The organism is Actinoplanes sp. HUAS TT8 (genome assembly GCF_051380535.1).
Classification (GTDB): domain Bacteria; phylum Actinomycetota; class Actinomycetes; order Mycobacteriales; family Micromonosporaceae; genus Actinoplanes.
Genome location: NZ_CP195646.1, coordinates 2,294,439 through 2,312,708, shown reverse-complemented (window position 1 = coordinate 2,312,708; position 18,270 = coordinate 2,294,439). Strand labels below are relative to the sequence as shown.

Sequence of the window (18,270 nt, the reverse complement as noted above, 5' to 3'; positions counted from 1 at the left end):
GAGACAGATGTGGGCCGATACCCGGACCCGCAAAGCTGGTCCTCGTGATCGAGCTCAGGAACCTCACCAAAAGGTACGGCGACCGGACGGCCGTCGACCAGGTTACCGCCACCGTGCCGTCCGGGCAGGTCACCGCGCTGCTCGGGCCGAACGGGGCCGGCAAGTCGACAGTGATGCGCCTCGTGCTCGGCCTCGACCGGCCCACCTCCGGGACAGCCCTGGTCGACGGCCGCCGCTACGCCGAGCTGCGCCGTCCGTTGCGGCTGGTCGGCGCCCACCTGGACGCCCGCGCCTTCCACCCGCGGCGCAGCGGCCGGGCCGGGCTCCTCGCGCTGGCCCGCTACAACGGCTTCGCCCGGGCGCGGGTGCGGGAGGTGATCGACCAGGTCGGGATCGGTGCCGTCGCCGCGCGCCCGGCCGGGACGTATTCGCTGGGCATGGCCCAACGGCTCGGCATCGCGGCGGCGATGCTGGGCGATCCGGGCACCCTGATCCTCGACGAGCCGGTCAACGGCCTGGACGCGGACGGTGTCCGCTGGGTCCGCGAGCTGCTGCGCACGTGGGCCGGCGAGGGCCGCACGGTGCTGCTCACCAGCCACCTGATCAGCGAGGTCGCCCTGATCGCGGACCGGGTCGTGGTGATCGGCCGGGGCCGCCTGCTGGCCGACGCGACGGTGGCCGAGTTCACCGCCGGTCAGGCGGCCGCGGTCGAGGTGGCGGCCGCCGACGAGGCATCGTTCGGCCTGCTCGTCACCGCGATGGGCGATCGTGCCGAAAAGACCGGTCAAGACCGTTTGCGCGTACGGGGTGGGGACGCGGCCGACGTCGGCCGCCGCGCGCACCGAGCCGGCGCGGTCCTGCGCGAGCTGCGCACCGACGCCCCCAGCCTGGAGGAGGCCTACGTGCGCCTGATCGAGGACCGGACCGAGTTCGTGGCGGTGCCCCGATGAGGGCCGCGTTCGCCGCCGAGTGGGGCAAGCTGTGGTCGCTGCGGTCGCCGTGGTTCTGCGTCGCCGCCGCCGTGCTGCTGACCGCGGGCCTGTCGTTCACCCTGGCCAACGACTTCGCCTATGACATCGCCAACGGCCGCCTCCCGGCTTCCGAGACGCTGCCCGTGCTGGATCCGCTGGTCCAGGCCACCCAGATCGGGCGGCTGGCACTTGTCGCCCTGGCCATGCTGATGGTCACGTCGGAGTACGGGACCGGCCTGATCCGGTCCACGTTCCTGGCCCGGCCCCGTCGCGGCGACGTGCTGCTGGCCAAGACCGCGGTGGCCGTGGTCGTCGGCTTCGGCGCGGGCCTGGCCGGCTCGGCCGCGGGGTGGGCGGCCGGCGCGTTCGCGCTGGGTCCGCACGCGGCGGCCGGTGATCCGGTCGCGGGCTGCCTGCGACTGGCCGTGGTCACGGCGGTGGCCTGCGCGTTCACCACCGGGGTGGGGTTCCTGCTGCGCAGCGGGGTGGGAACGCTGACCACGATGGTCGTGCTGCTGGTCGGGCTGCAGATGGTCGACGAGCGGCTCGGGGTCTACCTCCCGGCGTGGGCGTCGGTGGATTTCGCGGCCGGCGACGGCATACGCCATCTCCTGGTCCTCCTGGCCTGGACGGTGGCCGCCCTGGCCGGCGCTCAGGTGCTGCTCGTGCGCCGCGACGCGCAATAGGCTGTCGGCATGCACGGGTGGGGGCAGTGGTACGCGCTCGCCGCGGCCGCCGTGGTCATCGGCGGTCACCTGTGCGGGCGGCGCGGGCGGACGTGGGCGGTGATCGTGCTGCTGGGTGTCGTGGAGGCGGCCGCCGCGATCGCGGTCGTGCGCAGTCAGGACTCGGTGGCCTGGCTGGTGGATCAGCTCGTCGTGGTGCTGGTCGTGTTCGGGGCGCTGACCGGGGCGTACCGGCGGCTGCGGCAGGACCTCGTCGAGCAGGGATGGGCCCGGGCCCGCGGGGCCCGCCTGGAGGAACGGGCGCGGATCGCGGCCGATCTGCACGACACGCTCGGGCATGACCTGGCGTTGCTGTCCCTGCAGGCGGCCGGCATTCAGGTGACGGCGACCGATGCGGAGACCCGGGAACGGGCCGCGGCGCTGCGGGCCGGGTCGGCCGCCGCGATCGACTCCGTCCGGCGGATCGTCGATCTTCTGGAGTCCGAGGCCGATCCGGATGTCGCGACGGTGATCGACCGGGCCCGCGCGGCCGGGATGCCGGTCCAGGTGGCGGGTGTGGCGCCGGCGGGGGCGTTCGTGGCCCGGCTGGTGGCCGAGGCCCTGTCGAACGCCGCCCGGCACGCCCCCGATGCCGCGGTGACCGTGACGTTCAGTGGCCGGCGGGTGGAGATCGTGAACCCGATACCGTCGGCCGGCAACCTGAGCCCGGCTCCGCCGGCTCGTGAACCGGATCTGGGCGCGACGCCGTCGGCCCGTGACTCCGGTCCGGGCACGGCTCCGTCGAGTGGTAATCCGGATCGGACAGGGAGCGGGCTGGTGGCGCTGGCCGGGCGGCTGGAGCGGGCCGGTGGTTCGCTGAGCGCGGCGTCGTCGGAAGGCTTGTTCCGGCTCGTGGCTGACATACCGGTGGGGATCGATCGGGAGGACGCGGACTACGACAGCGGGCGGCGGCGGGCGCGGATGGCCCTGGTCGGGACGGTTCTGGTGCCCGCGGTGGCGCTGTTCGTGGTGGCGACCGGGTTCTACGCGTGGGCGGTGCGGGACGCGTCGATGGAGCCGGGGACGTTCGACTCGTTGCGGGTGGGGATGGGGCAGGAGGCGGCGCTGGCTCGGCTGCCGGGGCGGGAGGCGCCGATCAGACTCGGTCACGGCTACGGGGCGGGGTGTCACTACTACACCGACGGGAACTATCCCTTGGCGTACGGGAACTATGCGGTCTGCTTCGAGGGCGGCTGGGTCGTGCGGTTGCGGGACTCGACCGGGCGTACCGGATGATCCGGATCTTGATCGTGGATGATCAGCCGCTGGTCCGGGCCGGGTTGCGCACCGTGCTCGCGTCCGATCCGGAGCTGGAGGTCGTCGCGGAAGCCTCGGACGGGCGCGAGGCGCTGACCGCGGTGCAACGGTTCCGGCCGGACGTGGCGCTGCTCGACATCCGGATGCCCGGAATGGACGGTCTGACCGCGGCCGAGTCGATCCGAGCCCGGCACCCGGCGGTGCGGGTGCTGATCATCACGACGTTCAACGAGGACGGATACATCGCCCGCGCGCTGGAGACCGGGGTGCACGGGTTTCTGCTCAAGTCCGGCGATCCGTACGAGTTGATCGGCGGGGTGAAGGCCGCGGTGAACGGCGGGACGGTCCTGGCGCCGCCGGTCGCGCAGCGGATCGTCGGGCTGCTGCGCGGGCGGGTGGCCGCACAGGCCGACGTGCAGGTCCTCACCGGTCGCGAACGTGAGGTGCTGGCGCTGCTCGGGGCCGGCCTGTCGAACGCCGAGATCGGGCGCCGGCTGCACCTGGCCGAGGGAACCGTGAAGATCCACGTGAGCGCGCTGCTCGGCAAGCTGGGCCTGGCCAACCGGGTGCAGGCCGCCGTCTACGCCTACCGCTCCGGCCTCGCCGAATAATTCGCGCCCGCATTGATTCCGGTCGAAGATCTATTTGACCGGCGGTGGAACAATGCGCGGTAAGTTGACCTCAACATGTTAAGGATCATCATGTCGAGCGGCAATTTACTGCAAACGGCGAGCACTATTTTTGTGGGGCTCGTCGGGCTCTGGCTGGTGCACAGCTTTCGCCGCCAGATCCGGTTGAAGCTCGCCGAGCGCCAACTGGACTCCTACCAGAAACTGTGGACGATCATCGCGACGGCGACCCCGGAGCGGGACACGCCGCTCACCGAGGACGAACGCAAGGTCGTCTACGACCACATGGTCGACTGGTACTTCGGCACCGGGGACGGCGTGTTCGCCTCGGCGCCGACCCGTGACCTGTACGTCGCCGTGCGCACGAACCTCGTCTGCCCGCCGGCCGCGATGACACCGCCGACGCTGGCCCGGCAGCTGGCGTCGCTGTCCGCGGAAGAGGCCGAGCGGCGGCGCGGGTGCGTGGTCATCCGGCAGGCCTCGCTACTGCGCGCCCAGTTGAAAAATGAGCTGTCCATTCATTACGGATTTCACTACTATTCCGTTCTCCGGCCGGAGGACAAGGAATTCCTCCGCAGTTGCGGAATGTCGCCGCTGCGCCGCCCGTGGCGTCCCCGCCTCTTCGGAAACGCGAACCGCCCCCGAAGCAATACATGCGTCTGCGGCCTCTGCTGACCGGCCCGGCCCCGCGCGGGAGACCGCGCGGCCGGCCGGGGCAGGGGGCCGACGGGAAGTCAGCGCGGCCACGGCGGCAGCAGCCCGGTGGGAGGCGGCGCGGCCACGGCGGCAGCAGCCCGGTGGGGGGCGGCGCGGCCGCGGGACAGCGGGCCGACGGGCGGGTGGCGCGGATGCTGGGGGTCAGCAGCCGAGCGGGAGGCCGCGGACGTAGGCGGCTTCGGCGGCGAGGACGGCGACGGTGACCAGGGCGGCGAGGGCCCAGCCGAGGAGGATGCCGGGCCAGACCTGGGTGCCGCGGGTGCGCCACAGGCCCAGCAGCAGGAGGCCGAGCAGGCCCATCACGGCGAACAGGACCGCGGTGGCCCAGCCGCCGGCCGCCCCGTCGGCGCGGCTGCACGTGCCGGCCGTGAACTCGGCCGCGTGGATCAGGGCGACCACGAAGATCAGGAGAACGGCGGCCCGGCCGAGAATGCCGAGGCCGGCGCGCATTTGTTTCGATCGTTCGATCATCGCGCGATCATGCCAGGAGGGTGGCGCCGACGCCCAACCTCAGCGGGGGCACAGGTGGCCGGAGTGACGATCCGGGCATGGAGAATCGGGGGATCTCACGCACGCGGGCGGTTTTCGGGTACGGGGCGGCGCTGGCGCTGACACCGTACGTGCTGATCAAAATCGTCTGGGCGGGCGGCACTCTGCTCGGTCTGGTCCCGCGCGACGAGGGTGTCGGCGTGGCCGGGATGGTGCTGCTCAACACGGTCACGGTGGGGCTCGGGCTGGCCGGGATTGCGCTCGCACTGGCGCTGGTCCGGCCGTGGGGTGAGCGGATCCCGGCGTTTCCGGTGCTGCTGTTCAGCTGGGTCGGCGGTGGGTTCCTGATCCCCATGATCCCGTACGCGGTGGTGTCGTCGGGCACGTCCGGTGGCGGCACGTCGGTGATGCCGGCGTGGGAGTTCGTGGCGATTCAGGGGAGTTTTCTCGGGATGGCGGTGGGGCTGGCCGGGGCGTTGCCGCTCTACCTGCGGGCGCGGTGGCCGGCCGCGTTCGCGGGGCGGGTCGATGGCCGTACGCCGAAATCGTGGTCTTCGACGGCGAAGGTGGCGCTGGCCGGAACCGTTCTGGTCGGGATCGCGGATCTTTATTGGGTGGCCGGCGGCACCGCGGGGCTGGCCCATCCCGGGGCGCGCGACCTGGACTGGCGTCTGCAGACCGGCAACGCGGCGCTCTGGTCCCTGACCGGCGCGTGGTGCGTGTGGGTGATCGCTCGCGGTCGGTCGTCGGTGCGGCTGTGGATTCCGGTCGGGCTGCTCTGGCTGGTGTCCGGCTTCCATTTCGCGTGGAGTGCCTGGAAGCTGCCGTTCGTCGTGCTTCAGATGGCCGGTGTCGACATCGACGCGCAGTGGCCCGAGCAGCTCGGCATCGTCACCGCCCAGTTCGTGCTCGGTGTGGTCACCGGTCTCGCGATGCTGATGCTGGTGGTGCGGGAGCAGCGGGCGCGGGCCTGACCCGGGTGGTGCTGGCCCGCTGGACCAGGGCGACCGGGAAGCGCTGGTGGTAGCCGGCCGGGACGGTGTCGTCGAGCAGCAGCCGGGTGGCGGTGGCGGCCATCTCCTCGACCGGCATCCGCATCGTGGTCAGCGGCGGGTTCGTGCAGACGGCGGCGATGCTGTCGTCGAATCCGACCAGGCTGACGTCCTGCGGGATGCTGCGGCCGGTGGCGCTGATCGCCTGCACGGCCCCGGCGGCCATCAGGTCGCAGGCCACGAACACGGCGTCGATGTCCGGGTGACGGTCGAGCAGGCGGTGTGCGGCGTCGAAGCCGGCCTCGCGGCGGAAGCTGCCGCCGTCGCTCAGGTCGGGCAGGCCGAGTTCCTCGATCGCGCGCATGTAGCCGGCCCGGCGGTTGACGCCGCACGAGGTGTCGTCCGGGCCGTGGATGGCCGCGATGCGGCGGCGGCCGAGGTCGTGGAGGAACTTCACCGCGGCGTACGCTCCCCCGGCGTTGTCGGCCTCGACGGTGGGCACCGAGGTCGCGGTCGCGACCAGCGACACCATCCGGGTGCCGAGTTTCCGCAGCCGCGCGGCCAGGGCGGGCGGGGCGTCGGCCAGCACCAGGCCCGCGGTCGCCCGTTCGGCGATGACGTCGACGGCCTCGGCCGCGTCGTCGCGCCCGATCCGGTGGACGCGCAGCTGCACGTCGCGGCCGTCGAGCGCGGTCATCACCCCGGCCAGGACCCGGCTGTAGTACGGATGCGAGCCGAGCCACCCCACCGACGACCCGTGCGTGACCGCCACGACGTCGATGGCCGGGTGCTGCCGGGACGCCAGCGCCCGGGCCGTCTGGTCGGGCACGTAGCCCAGCTCGGCGATGGTCGCCTTGACCTCGCGGCGGACCGTGTCGTTGACGCCGGGACGGTTGTTCAGCACCCGGGAGACCGTCGACCGGGACACGCCGGCGGCGCGCGCCACGTCCTCGATCGTCAACTTGACCTGCGCCATCTCACTCCATCCAGCCTATGCGTACGAGCGTACACAAACGTCTCGGGAACCCTGGCTCTGGGAGCGCTCTCACCCCTAGCGTGCGGCTCATGACCTCGAACGACCTCACCACTCGCCTGGCGACCACGCGATCCGTCGTCGCCGTGGCGCTCCTCTTCGCCGCCAACGGCCTGATCGTCGGCGGCTACGGCGGTGCCCTCCCGTCGATCCGCGAACGCCTGGACATCGACGCCACCCACATCTCGATCCTGCTGTTCGCCTCGGCCCTGGCCGCCATCGCCGGCATGCAGGTCGGCGGCCGGCTCTCCGACTCGATCGGCGCCCGGCAGATCTCCCTGGCCGGCCTGCTGATCCTCGTCGGGGCCGCGATCGCCTTCGCCTTCGCCACCACGTTCCCGGTGGCGGTCGCGGCGGCGATGCTGCTCGGCCTCGGCAACGGGACCATCGACGTCGCCATGAACGCGGTCGGCGTCCAGGTCGAGGCCGCCCGGAAGCGGCCGGTCATGAGCTCGTTCCACGCGCTGTGGTCGCTCGGCGGGTTCACCGGCGCCGGGTGTGTGCTGCTGATGGCCACGGTGTTCGGCCTCGACGGGTCGTCGATCGTCCGACCGCTCATGCTGTTCCTGGCCGGGGTGGCCGCGGTCGCGCTGGTCGTCGCCGTGCGGATCACCCCGCCGACCGCCCTGGTGGAACACACCAAGGACGGCGTACGGACAAAAATCCCGGCCGTGGCCTGGCTCCTGGGCATCATGGCGGTCGGGTTCGGCCTGGCCGAGGGCACCGGCACCGACTGGTCCTCGCTGCACGTCACCGAGGTGGCCCGGGTCGACTCCACCACCGGTTCGCTCGGGCTGATCGCGGTGAGCGGCTTCATGGTCGTCATCCGCCTGATCGGGGATCGGCTGGTCGCCCGGTTCGGGCGCCGGGCCGTGGTCCGGTTCGGGGGCGCGTGCGCCTGCGTCGGATACGCCACGGTGACCCTGGTCAGCGGCTTGCCGCTGCTCCTGGCAGGCTGGGCGCTGGTCGGGCTGGGCGTCGGGATGATCGCACCGCAGGTGTACGCGGTGGCCGGGCACATCGGCGGTGGCCGCGTACTGGCCGTCGTCGTCACGTTCGGGTACGGCGCGTTCCTGGCCGGCCCGGCGGTGATCGGCTTCCTGGTCACCCGTTTCGGGCTGCACCACGCGATGGCGGTGCCCGCGGTCCTCGCCGCCGGGATCGTCGCGCTCGCGGCCGTCATGCCGCGAAGTGACAGCGACCTGGGCCGGGCCGCGACCTCCGGGCAACAGACCTGAGGTCTGTAAGCTGGGCGCCGTGGAATTTCAGCGCGCCCGCAGCGATGAGCAGCGCAACGAGCGGCGGCGGCAGATCCTGGAGACGACCGCCGCCATGCTGACCGAGATGCCGGTCGCCCAGCTCGCGCTCAACGAGTTGAGCCGGCGGGTCGGCCTGGCCAAGTCGAACGTGCTGCGCTACTTCGAGTCGCGCGAGGCCATCCTGCTGGAGCTGCTCGACGCCGAGCAGCGCGCCTGGCTGGACTACCTCGACCGCACCCTGGAAGCGGGCGACGGCACCGCCCGGGAGCGCGGCGACCGGCTCGCCGCCGTGCTGGCCGAATCCCTGGCCGACCGGCCGATGCTGTGCGATCTGACCAGCGCCCACGCCGGCGTGCTCGAACACAACGTGTCGGCCGAGGTCGCGCTGCGGCACAAGCTGTCCCTCGGGGTCCTCCTCGAGACGCAGGCCGGGCTCATCCGGCGCTGCCTGCCCGAGCTCGGCCCGCACGACGCCGCCCGCCTGATCGCGACGACCACGCTGCTCACCGCCGCGGCGTGGCCATACAGCCGGCCGCCGGCGGCGCTGCTGGCCGCCTACGAGTCGAACCCGGTGGCCGCCGCGATGCGGGTGGACTTCACCGACCTGCTCCGGGAGAGCCTGGCCGTGACCATCTCGGGACTGCTCGCCCGCGCCGAGAACCGGCCGCTCGGCCGGGCCGCCGGCTGAGAGCGATCCGGCGCCGCCCGCTGGGCTGGAGCGGGCGACGCCGGAGGGCCGAGGTTGCTTACGGAAGGGTCCAGCGCTGGTTGTCGCCGGCGAAACAGTCCCAGATCTGCAGCTTGGTGCCGTCGGCCGACGACGGCCCGGTCGCGTCCAGGCACTTGCCCAGTGACCGCAGCGTGCCGTCGGTCCCGGCCGTCCACTGCTGGGCCGTGGTGCCGTTGCAGTCGTAGATCTGGACCTTGGTGCCGTTCGTGCTGGACGCCGCGTTCACGTCCAGGCACTTGCCCAGGGCGCGAACCGTGCCGTCCGACCCGACGGTCCAGGTCTGCGCCGACGAGCTGTTGCAGGTCCAGAGCTGCACCTGGGTGCCGTTGGTGGTGGATGCGCTCGGCACGTCGATGCACTTGCCGCCGAGCCCGGTGATCTGACCGGTGCGCGACGGGACCGTTCCGGCATCGCCCGCGCCGGCCCACACGTACGTCCCGGTGGTTTTCGCCGGAAGGGTGCTGGTGAACTGGCGGGAACCGGCGCGCAGGGTGAACGTCTGGTTCGACGCGGTCTGGTTGACCACGACCGTGACCAGTGAATTGTCGGGGTTCACGAACGACACGTTGGTGACCGTGCCGGTCGAGCCGTAACCGGTGGCGACCCGCTTGGCGCCGGCCTGCACGAACTTCGAGAACTGGGCGATCATGTTGTAGTCGGGCGTCTTCCAGAACGTGTCCGGGTTCGACGTGCTCTGCACCAGCATCGTCGGGTCGGGCGAGCCGCTCCAACGCTCCGGCGACCGGTTCTGGTCGAGCATCGACACCCAGCCCTCGTAGAGGGTGGCCTGGTTGCGGAAGTACTGCACGACCCGGTCGGCGCCCGAGGTGCCCCAGACCGAACGCTCGGTCATCAGCACGTCCTTCTCCGGGAACTGCGCCTTCACGGTCGCCATGGCCGACGGGTCACCGGCGTAGTCGTGGAAGGCGATGCCGTCGACCGAGGCGCGGGCGTCGTTCGTCAAGACCCCTTGCGCGTACGACACACCCTCGCTGAAGTTGTGGTCGAAAGCCCAGATCTTGGTGGCCGCGAGCCCGTTGTTCGTGAGCTCGGTCCGCAACGCGACGGCGAGACGCCGTTCCTGGTCGGCCGTCACCTTCATGCCCGGGTAGTCGGCCGGTTCGAACAGCGGCTCGTTCTGCAGCGTCAGGCCGTAGATCGGGATGCCCTGCGCGGCGTACGCCTGAATCGCCTTGCGGTAGTAGGTGGCCAGCGTCGGGATGTGCTGGTCGAGCAGGCTGCCGGTGATGATCGCGTTGCTGGTCTTCATCCACGGCGGCGCCGACCACGCGCTCGCGAAGATCTTCAGGTTCGGGTTGATCGCGAGAGCCTCGCGCAGCGTGGAAATGATCTTGTAGTCGATGTCCCGCTGGATCGAGAAACGCGACAGCGTCGGATCGGCGGCGCCGTCGTCGTACGTGTAGAAGTCGTGCGAGGTGAAGTCGCTGGTCCCGAACGTGATCCGGGCGACGTTGAAGCCGGCCCCGGCACTCGGGTCGACCAGCGCGCGCAGCGCGTTCGTGCGCCCGGTAGCGCTCATCCGGGCCAGGTTGAAGATCGTCGACTCCTCCAGCGAGGACCCGACACCGAGCACGGTCTGGAACTTCTGCGTCGTGTCGACCGCGATCGTGGCCGTGCCGCTCGCCGCGGCGGTCGCGATGTCGGCCTGCTTGCTGAGCTGGTACGGCGTGCCGGCCAGCCCGGTCGCGGGGCTGGTGTACCAGTTGCCGTTCTTCGGCTCGTAGCCCGCGGTGCGCGACTCGGAGCTGAACCAGGCCTGCACACTCGCGGCCGGCGCGGCCTGGGCGGCTTGGGGGACGAAAAGACCGGTGGTGGCAAGCAGACTTGCCACCAGTCCGGCGAAACGGGGGCGGGTCATTCGGCGGGAGCCTCTCAACTAGGTCCGAACCGTAAAGAAACTTGCCGGAAATCTTGGCGACCCGATCGGGGCCAGTCAATCACCTGATTTCCCCGCCAATTACTCGAAGCCCCCGATACCGGTCGCCAAACCGCCCCAACCAGCCATGAAACAAACCGCGAACGCAGCAACGGGGGCCGACATCAGCCGGTGAGAGGCAGCGACGGCTCGCGCGTGCGGCGCCCACCCCAGTCGTCGGGGTCGGCCCAGGCTCCCGACTTAGGACTGCCGTCACGCAACGGATCGCGGTGCTCGTGCTCCAGCGAGCCGATGTTCGGAATGGTCCCGGCGGTGATCTCCACATCCCGCACGGCACTCTCCATCTGCGCCGCCGCGATCAACTTCCGATCGGCCTGGAGGGCCGCGTCGCTCAACAGGTCGAGCATTTTCTCGGCGACGCCACCGAAGTCGAGGCTCGCCACCTTGACCAGCGCCTGCCCGGCCGTCTTGAGGAAACCGACCATGTCCTGGTGCTCCTGGACAAGCTGCTGAGCCACGCTGTCGCAGATCTTCGCGAACTCGTTGCGGACCTCGCGTAGCGTCTTCACCGCCGCGTCCCCGGCCTTGGCCAGCCACTCCGCCTGGGTGATGCAGTAATCGACGTAGTCGGCGAAACGGGTCCCCCGATGCAGCGCCGCAAGTCCGGCGTCGCCGCCCCAGTTCTCGGGCAGCTCACCGTTGTCGTGCTTGATCCGGTCGGCCATCACCTTCCAGGCGTTCACGGCTTTCCAGATTTCCTGCGTATTCCTCTCGATCACCGACGGACTGAGCGAAAGCGCCGGAACGAGATACTTCTCGTAGACCGGGGCCGGCTCGTGACCGAGCATTTTGAGAGTTACCTCGGCCTGAAGAATCGCGTGGGCCCGATCGCCCATGGAGGCGGCCAAGGCATCCGGCTCCGGCCGGACCACGCCACCGTCGAGAGGAGCCGCATCCCATCCCGGATCCGCGGATTGCCCGTACCGGCCCGGCTGTGGGATGTCGAAATCCGGCTCACCGCCCGAGCCCGGCCGGAAGGTGCCCAGGTCGGAACCGTTGCCGCGGCCCGAGTGCAGCCGGCCGAGATCGGTGTAGTCCCGCATGTACGGCTCGATGCCGGCAATCTGCACGTCGTCGATCGACTCCGCGGCGTCCACGTCGGCCCCGGTGAAATCGGCCAGCGCCTGAAACGTCTTCTGGCCGGTCTCGACACAGAAGTCGCGCACCGCCATGGCGTCCTGCGCCCGCCACAGACAGTTGTCGGCCCAACCCTTCGCCCATCTCGGCGAATACGGCAGCAGCTCACCCCACACCTGCGGCGGCATCCGGTAGACCGACAGCATCAGCCGGGCGAGACCGACCCCGACATCACCGTCCTCCATCCGCTCCTCGGCGTAGTAGGTGATGAACGGGATATCGATTTTGACCTGGTCAGCCATGTCACAGCCGTCCCAGGATCCGCTGGCTGGTCTGCCGGTACTGCGTGTGCAGGTCCCACATGGCGTCACCGGCCGTCCGCGAGATGGTCGCCGCCAGAGCATTCGCGCTGATGTCCCGCAGCGCGCTCTCACCCAGACGAACCTCGATCTCACCGCTGCCGGTAACCGTCACCGTGACCCGGCCGTCGGCGCTCGCCGCCTGCCCGACCAGCCGGTCCGCCTCCTCCTGAAGCCGCCGCAACGCTCCCATCGCACTCCCCCAGTCCGCGCGTCACCAACCCGAACACTCACGACTGTGGATACAGCGACACCCCCGCACCGGTTCAGCCGGTCTGCTCGCCGATGAAAGGACGACCCGCGAAGGCCGGAGCCGTCACGGGCGGACCGGTGTCCTCGGCCGGGGGGCCGGGTCGCAACACCCACTGCCGCGGCGGAATCGGAACCGGGTCACCGCCGCGCAATATCCGCAGATGCGCTTCGGTTATGTGCCGGCCGGGGTCGATGCCGAGGTCGGTACTCAGCCGCTTGCGAGTTTCGGCATGAACCCGCAGGGCCGCTTCGGTGCGCCCGCTCTCGTGCAGAGCGAGCATGAGTTGCGCCTGGAACTTTTCCCGGTACGGCTCCTCGGCCGCGATCCGATACAGATCAGCGAGGACGCGTCCGTGGCGGCCCAGCTCAAGCTCCGCCTCGAAGAGAGCTTCCAGCGCGGTCAGCCGCCGCTCGGCCAGCGCCGGTCCTTCGATTTCCGCCAGCAGAGAGCTCGTACCGTTCAACGCGTTACCGCGCCACAGTTTCAAAGCTTGCCGCAATCGATTCGCGGTCTGCTCGAGACGCCCGGCGGCGAGATCGGCCTGGGCCAACTCCGTCTCGTCATCGAACTCGTCGAGGTCCAGCCCCTCGGGGCCGATCGAGAGTTCATATCCGTCGCCGTGGCGGGTGATACCGGCGCCGCCGAGGACCTTTCGTAGTCGGGACACGTAGAGCTGGAGCTGACGCCGGGCGCCCGCCGGCGGCTTCTCACCCCAGGTCAGGTCGACGAGCGTGCTTTCCGGGACGACGTGATCCTGGTTGAGCAGTAGTGCGGCGAGTACGGTGCGCGGCTTCGGACCGCCGAGCGGCACGGATCGTTCGTCCCAGACCTCGACCGTGCCCAGGAGCCGAAAACGCATACCACCGTGCACCCTCATCGCGTACCCCTCCCTCGCGGCCGGCCTCTCCGGACGGCCCGCCCGGGGCTCGATCCGTGGCCACAACCTCGCAGGGGTACCCCGACGGATCGGCTGTGGAATTGTTGAGACGCCGCTTGCGCAGGGCGAACGCGTGCCGGACGAGACCGGTCAGCCCGTGTACTTCGCCCAGTCGACGTGCATGGTCACCTGATCGGGAGTCTCCTGGCCGGGCGCCGGCACCGGGCCGTCCGGCCCCACGTTTATCTGCAGGTAAAGGAACATGGGAACGCTCGGTATGGCCGTCGGTGTCGGTTGCCGGCGGGTGTCGAAGACGACCGCATCGTTGACGGAGACCGTCACGAAATCAGCGCGCCACTCGATGGTGAAGGTGTTCCAGGCGGTGAAGTCCCCCGGCACGGCCGTCCCGTCGACCTGCGGACCACCGCCGGCCTTGACGACGGGATACATGGTGCGGCGGTCGCCGCCGTCAAACCGCGCCACCGTGAGATAGCCCCAGCCCGGCGTGCCCACGGCAGCGTCCGGGTACAGGCCGATGACCGGCGCGTAGCCGGCCCCGACGTCGAATTTGGCCCGGACCTGCCACACCCCGTAGGCGCGGACGAGCCCGTTGGCCAGGCACCAGCAGACCGAGCCGGCCATGTTGCCGCGGCCGGTCGGGCTTCGGCCCGTTCCGATGATCTGCAGCTCACCATCGTTGATCCGTACGTTGCTCGGAGACCACGACGAACCGTTCTGACCCTGCGTCTGTTGAGCGGTCCATTGCCCGGGCGGCAACTGGGTGCCCGAGAACTCCTCGGTGGCCGAGAAGGGATCGCTGGACGGCGGGTCAGCGGGCCAGAAGTAGACGGCCGCGCAGACCACGAGCATCAGAGCGACGGCGGCCGCCCAGACTCGGCGGTGCCGGCTCGACGTCCCGGCCGGCCTTCCGGGCAGTTCCGGAGACGGCGCGGAACTCCGCTCGCCCGAGGCCGGGTCGTCGGCCGCCTCGAGGTCCTTCGCGGCCGGAGCGGAGGCCACCCGATGGTCGGTGCGCAGGATCTCCTCGTAGAGCGCCAGCACCTGCGGGCTGGGATCGGTGCCGTACTCCTCGGCCAGATGCTTCTGATGGAGACGGCACCGCTCCAACGCCTCGGTCGGCCGGCCCGCGGCCACCAAGGCGCGCATCAGAGTCACCAGAAGTGGTTCCACCAGGCGATTGGCGTCGGCCAGCCGGGTCAGTTCCGGCAACACCGCCGTCGGGTTGCCCACCGCCAGTTCGGCCTCGGCCCACTCCTCCATGGCGGTCAGGAACTCCCCGGTCAGTTGCTCCCGGGTCTGCCTCGCCCACGCCCCGTCCACCCCCGTCAGCGGGTCACCGCGGTGCAGAGCGACAGCTTGCCTGAGCAGCTCGACCCGCTGGTCGGCCGGACAGTCCACGGTTCGCGCCCGAGCAGTCAGCTCCCGGAAGCGGAACAGATCGACCTGCTCGGGGCGGGCCGTCAATCGGTAACCGCCGTGGTGGTTGACCACCGTCACCGGCGAGTCGGAGAAAGCGTCGTCGAGCACCCGGCGGATGCGGGTGATGTAGGTGCCGAGCGTCCGCACCGCCTGCTGGGGTGGGGCGTCGCCCCAGACCCGGTCGACCAACGTCGCTGTCGGCACCACCCGGCCGGCGTCGACGGTCAGGGCCGCCAGAACCGCCAAGCGGCGGGGTTCGCCGACCCGGACGACGCCGCTGTGGGTGGCAACCTCCATCGGCCCAAGAAGACGCAGCTCCTCCACCACGCGCATCCTCCCAGTCCGGACCGCACCGGCAACCGACCTCAATGGACGGTCAGGATGTCCACAATACCCGTTTGGGAAACCGCGCGGCTCACTGGCGACGGCCTTCGCCCTCGACCTGACAGGGCCGGGCGTCGTCGACGCCCGGCCCTGTCACTCAGAACTTCACGACGTCTTGTAGGCCGCGATGTCGGTCTTGTATTTCGCCGGGGCGTTCGGCCCGATCGGCGTCACGTCCAGCGCCGAGCGGATGTAGCTGGCCGGCTCGTCGAAGTACGCCTCGAAAGCCAGGGTGGAGGCATTGTCCCGGAAGAAGGTCAGGTAGTCGTGGATGTACTGCGGGTTGTCGCCGCCGGCGTTGTCGTGCCACTGGCAGTGACCGTCGTTCTCGTTGCAGCCCAGGCCCCACTCCGGCACGGCCCACGGCATGAAGTTCTTCGCCGCGTAGTCACGGGTGTCCTTCAGCCTGTTCAGGTGCGCGGTGGTGCCGGCTGTGCCCTTGTCCGGGGCCCACGAGTCGTAGGTGTCGATGGCATAGACGGAGAGGTACTGCTTGGCCGCCTGGAACACCGCGCGGGAGCAGCTCGTGCAGGTCTGGTCGTCGCCGTAGTTCGGGTTCCACACGATCCGCAGCTCGGGACGTTCGTCCTTGATCCACCCGGCCGCCTTGAGGAACGAGTTCTGCCACGCCGTCCGGTTGTCGGGGATGGTCACATTGTTGTAATCGAGCCTCGTGCCGTCGCCGATCATCCAGTACGAGCTGGGCAGGTTCATCTCCCAGCCGAGCCGGATGTAGGCGTTCGGGTCGGCGGTCGCGATGTGGTCGGCGAGTTGCCGCCACTGCGTCTCGGTGCCGGTGTTGTTGACGTTGTTGGATCCCGGCCACAGCGGGATGGTCGCGACCAGGTCACCCTTGGTGGTGTTCCAGCCGTTCGGGATGCCGCCGGTGATCCAGTTCGTGCTCAGCAGCGAGGTCCAGCTGTCGCGGGCCGGGAAGAGCACGATGTCGTCCACCGGGGCACCACGCCACTGCTGGAAGTTGACGACTCCGCCGGACGTCTGCGGCTGGGGGCCGACGCCCGAGTTCCAGGGCAGGCCGCTCAGGTTCGCCCCGGTGGGCGGGGTCGTGGTGGTGCCGGAGGTGATCACCGCCTTGTCGAAGGTGATCGAGTTGCCGGCAGGCACGCCGGTGTGGGAGTGGCGAGGGGTGTAGCTGAGCTTCAGGGTGTGCGTGGTGTCGGTCAGGGTCGGTGACGTCCAGACCGGCACGGTCCTGGGGCTGGCCGGGCTGGCGTAGTAGTCGACGTCGACCGGGGTGCCGCCGTCGATGGAGACGGTGGCGACGTTGTCCGGCGGTTCCATCATGCCGTAGAGAACAACCTGGTTGCCGGTGAAGCTGAACGACAGGTACGCATTCGTCGCCTGCGTCCATCGGAAGCTGCCGTCCGCGGACAGCGGACAGTTGCCGGAACACACCGGCCAGGAGCCGGAATAGGTCACCGCCGGGCTCGTGTCGTCGATCGTCGTGGTCGTCACCGCGGCCGACGCCGAAGGCGAACCGGCCACAACGCCGGCCAGTCCGGCGGCGAGCACGCCGACCGCGGCGACCCATCTACGCAGTCTCATATGAAAGCCTTTCAAAATGGTGGGGGCGAACAAGCGTTCGTCTGTTCAGCGGAAGTCGCCGGCGATGGAGTGCCAGGCGTCCCAGCTGCCGTCCACGTAGGACCTCTGATACATGGCGTATCCGCCGGTCGGGCTGATCGCGAACACGTCGTACCGGCCGTCGTGCAGAGTCACCGACGGAGTACCGGTCAACGTGCCGCCGATGTTCAGCCAGTCACCCCAACTGCCGTGGTAATTGCGCTCCTGAAGAGCACCGGCCGGGTTGATCCCGAAAATGTGATAACCGCCGCCGCTGTCGACCACGGCCGCCGCACCGAAACCGAGCTTGAAATCACCGCCGAGAGAATGCCACTCACCCCAACCAGCCGACGGGGTGTAACTCTTCTGATACATCTCACCATTACTACCGGTCCCAAAAACATCGAACCGACCGCCCGTGTAGGTGACCGCAGGCGTGCCGTGCAACACACCGCCAAGATTCTGCCAATCACCCCAATTACCGTTCCACACCCGCTGCATCAGAGTGCCGGCCGGACTCACCGCAAAAACATGATACTTACCGTTCTCATAGATAGCCGCGGCACCATACTGATTGTTGAACTCACCACCGATCGAATGCCAATCACCCCAGGAACCATCCTGATAAGTCCGCTGGAACACCGAACCCGTAGTAGCCGTACCACCGTCGTTGACCGCGAAAACGTCATAACGACCGTCACGGTAAAGCACAGCCGGCGCCCCACCAAGATTGCCACCCAAACTGTGCCAACCACCCCACGTCGCATTCCACGTGTTCTGATACAACGCCCCACCGGACGTTCCCGCCTGACCCTTGATACCGAACACCTGATAATTGTTGCCCGGCACATAAACCACCGAGCCGCTGTTCCGGCGCCCGGTCGGGGCGATCGCGCCGACCGGCGTGACATAGCCGACGAGGTAGCGGCCGAATTCGGATTTGAAGCCGGGCTCGGCCGAGATCTTGGCGTTCTTCACCACGCTTGAGGACCGGGCGAACTCCGCCTGGGTGCTGCCGGTCCCACCCCAGTCACCGCTGACGATCTGGACCTGGCCGTCGGAAACCGACACGACGATCCCGACATGATGGATCTCATTCGTGTTGGCCGTGGTCGGATCGCTGCCGGTCTTGCTGAACACCGCCGCGTCGCCGACCTGCGGGCCGCTCGTCGAGAAGGTGTCATATTCGACGCCGTAGCTGTAGAAGCTTCGCGCGGCCGCGGTCAGATCGGACGTGTGGTCCACACCTTCCTGGGCCCACACCCACCGGGCGAAGTCGGCGCACCAGTATTCCGGTTCGCCGCCGTTGCCGGTGCAGCTCGAGTAGTAGTAGGAAGTGCCCAGGCTGTTCGTCTGACAGGCTTTGTGCCCGACGTTGTCCAGGGCGAGCGAGGCGATGTCCGCCGTGGTGGCGGCCGAGGCGGCGGCCGGGAAGGTCACCGCTGCGGCGGAGGTGGCGAACATCGCCACGACCAGTGCAGCGATCAGCGGCCAACCGCGCCACGTTCGGGTTCTGTGCATCCGCAATCCATTTCAG

17 protein-coding genes are annotated in these 18,270 nt (G+C 69.6%); 8 read left to right on the top strand and 9 right to left on the bottom strand.

Annotated features, from left to right (window positions below; all coding sequences use genetic code 11):
* Positions 1-44: 44 nt before the first annotated feature.
* From ACSHV8_RS10125 to ACSHV8_RS10105, 5 genes are all read left to right on the top strand, one after another.
* Positions 45-950: an ATP-binding cassette domain-containing protein gene (locus ACSHV8_RS10125; RefSeq protein ID WP_436531667.1), complete on the top strand. Its 906-nt coding sequence runs from the start codon at positions 45-47 to the stop codon at positions 948-950.
* Entirely contained in the window at positions 947-1,657 is a 711-nt protein-coding gene (locus ACSHV8_RS10120) for a hypothetical protein (RefSeq protein ID WP_436531665.1), read from the top strand. Before ACSHV8_RS10125 ends, ACSHV8_RS10120 begins: the two co-directional genes overlap by 4 nt.
* A gap of 9 nt (positions 1,658-1,666) precedes the next feature.
* Complete coding sequence (locus ACSHV8_RS10115; RefSeq protein ID WP_436531663.1) at positions 1,667-2,932, top strand: sensor histidine kinase; 1,266 nt, start codon at positions 1,667-1,669, stop codon at positions 2,930-2,932.
* Positions 2,929-3,564 carry a response regulator gene (locus ACSHV8_RS10110; protein ID WP_436531662.1) on the top strand — a complete coding sequence of 212 codons (636 nt, stop codon included), beginning with the start codon at positions 2,929-2,931 and terminating at the stop codon, positions 3,562-3,564. The genes ACSHV8_RS10115 and ACSHV8_RS10110 overlap by 4 nt, the downstream gene beginning before the upstream one ends.
* A gap of 90 nt (positions 3,565-3,654) precedes the next feature.
* Positions 3,655-4,257 (top strand): hypothetical protein, encoded by a 603-nt coding sequence (locus ACSHV8_RS10105; RefSeq protein ID WP_436531660.1) that lies wholly within the window; start codon positions 3,655-3,657, stop codon positions 4,255-4,257.
* 183 nt (positions 4,258-4,440) lie between these two features.
* Here the strand turns inward: ACSHV8_RS10105 and ACSHV8_RS10100 are convergent, their stop codons facing one another.
* On the bottom strand, positions 4,441-4,770 hold the full coding sequence (locus ACSHV8_RS10100; protein ID WP_436531659.1) for a hypothetical protein: 330 nt from the start codon (positions 4,768-4,770) through the stop codon (positions 4,441-4,443).
* 77 nt (positions 4,771-4,847) lie between these two features.
* On the opposite strand from ACSHV8_RS10100, the gene ACSHV8_RS10095 reads away from it, so the two are divergent.
* Positions 4,848-5,762, top strand: a complete 915-nt coding sequence (locus tag ACSHV8_RS10095; RefSeq protein WP_436531658.1) for a hypothetical protein — start codon at positions 4,848-4,850, stop codon at positions 5,760-5,762.
* On the opposite strand, the gene ACSHV8_RS10090 is transcribed toward ACSHV8_RS10095, so the two are convergent.
* Complete coding sequence (locus ACSHV8_RS10090) at positions 5,707-6,756, bottom strand: LacI family DNA-binding transcriptional regulator (protein WP_436531656.1); 1,050 nt, start codon at positions 6,754-6,756, stop codon at positions 5,707-5,709. The two genes, ACSHV8_RS10095 and ACSHV8_RS10090, sit on opposite strands and share 56 nt — an antisense overlap.
* 89 nt (positions 6,757-6,845) lie before the next feature.
* On the opposite strand from ACSHV8_RS10090, the gene ACSHV8_RS10085 reads away from it, so the two are divergent.
* Complete coding sequence (locus tag ACSHV8_RS10085; protein WP_436531654.1) at positions 6,846-8,051, top strand: MFS transporter; 1,206 nt, start codon at positions 6,846-6,848, stop codon at positions 8,049-8,051.
* Positions 8,052-8,070: 19 nt separating this feature from the next.
* Positions 8,071-8,760, top strand: a complete 690-nt coding sequence (locus ACSHV8_RS10080) for a TetR family transcriptional regulator (protein ID WP_436531652.1) — start codon at positions 8,071-8,073, stop codon at positions 8,758-8,760.
* Between the two features lie 58 nt (positions 8,761-8,818).
* Here the strand turns inward: ACSHV8_RS10080 and ACSHV8_RS10075 are convergent, their stop codons facing one another.
* From ACSHV8_RS10075 to ACSHV8_RS10045, 7 genes are all read right to left on the bottom strand, one after another.
* Complete coding sequence (locus ACSHV8_RS10075; protein WP_436531651.1) at positions 8,819-10,681, bottom strand: ricin-type beta-trefoil lectin domain protein; 1,863 nt, start codon at positions 10,679-10,681, stop codon at positions 8,819-8,821.
* A gap of 182 nt (positions 10,682-10,863) precedes the next feature.
* Entirely contained in the window at positions 10,864-12,138 is a 1,275-nt protein-coding gene (locus ACSHV8_RS10070; RefSeq protein ID WP_436531649.1) for a hypothetical protein, read from the bottom strand.
* A 1-nt stretch (position 12,139) separates the two neighbouring features.
* Positions 12,140-12,388 (bottom strand): YbaB/EbfC family nucleoid-associated protein, encoded by a 249-nt coding sequence (locus ACSHV8_RS10065; protein ID WP_436531647.1) that lies wholly within the window; start codon positions 12,386-12,388, stop codon positions 12,140-12,142.
* Positions 12,389-12,461: 73 nt separating this feature from the next.
* Positions 12,462-13,325 carry an AfsR/SARP family transcriptional regulator gene (locus tag ACSHV8_RS10060; protein ID WP_436531645.1) on the bottom strand — a complete coding sequence of 288 codons (864 nt, stop codon included), beginning with the start codon at positions 13,323-13,325 and terminating at the stop codon, positions 12,462-12,464.
* Between the two features lie 150 nt (positions 13,326-13,475).
* Complete coding sequence (locus ACSHV8_RS10055) at positions 13,476-15,062, bottom strand: BTAD domain-containing putative transcriptional regulator (RefSeq protein ID WP_436531643.1); 1,587 nt, start codon at positions 15,060-15,062, stop codon at positions 13,476-13,478.
* Between the two features lie 192 nt (positions 15,063-15,254).
* The gene (locus tag ACSHV8_RS10050) at positions 15,255-16,715 is read right to left on the bottom strand and encodes a hypothetical protein (RefSeq protein ID WP_436531641.1); all 1,461 of its coding nucleotides are present in this window, start codon (positions 16,713-16,715) and stop codon (positions 15,255-15,257) included.
* Positions 16,716-16,760: 45 nt separating this feature from the next.
* Positions 16,761-18,254, bottom strand: coding sequence for a CHAP domain-containing protein (locus tag ACSHV8_RS10045; protein WP_436531639.1), 1,494 nt, complete (start codon positions 18,252-18,254; stop codon positions 16,761-16,763).
* Positions 18,255-18,270 lie beyond the last annotated feature (16 nt).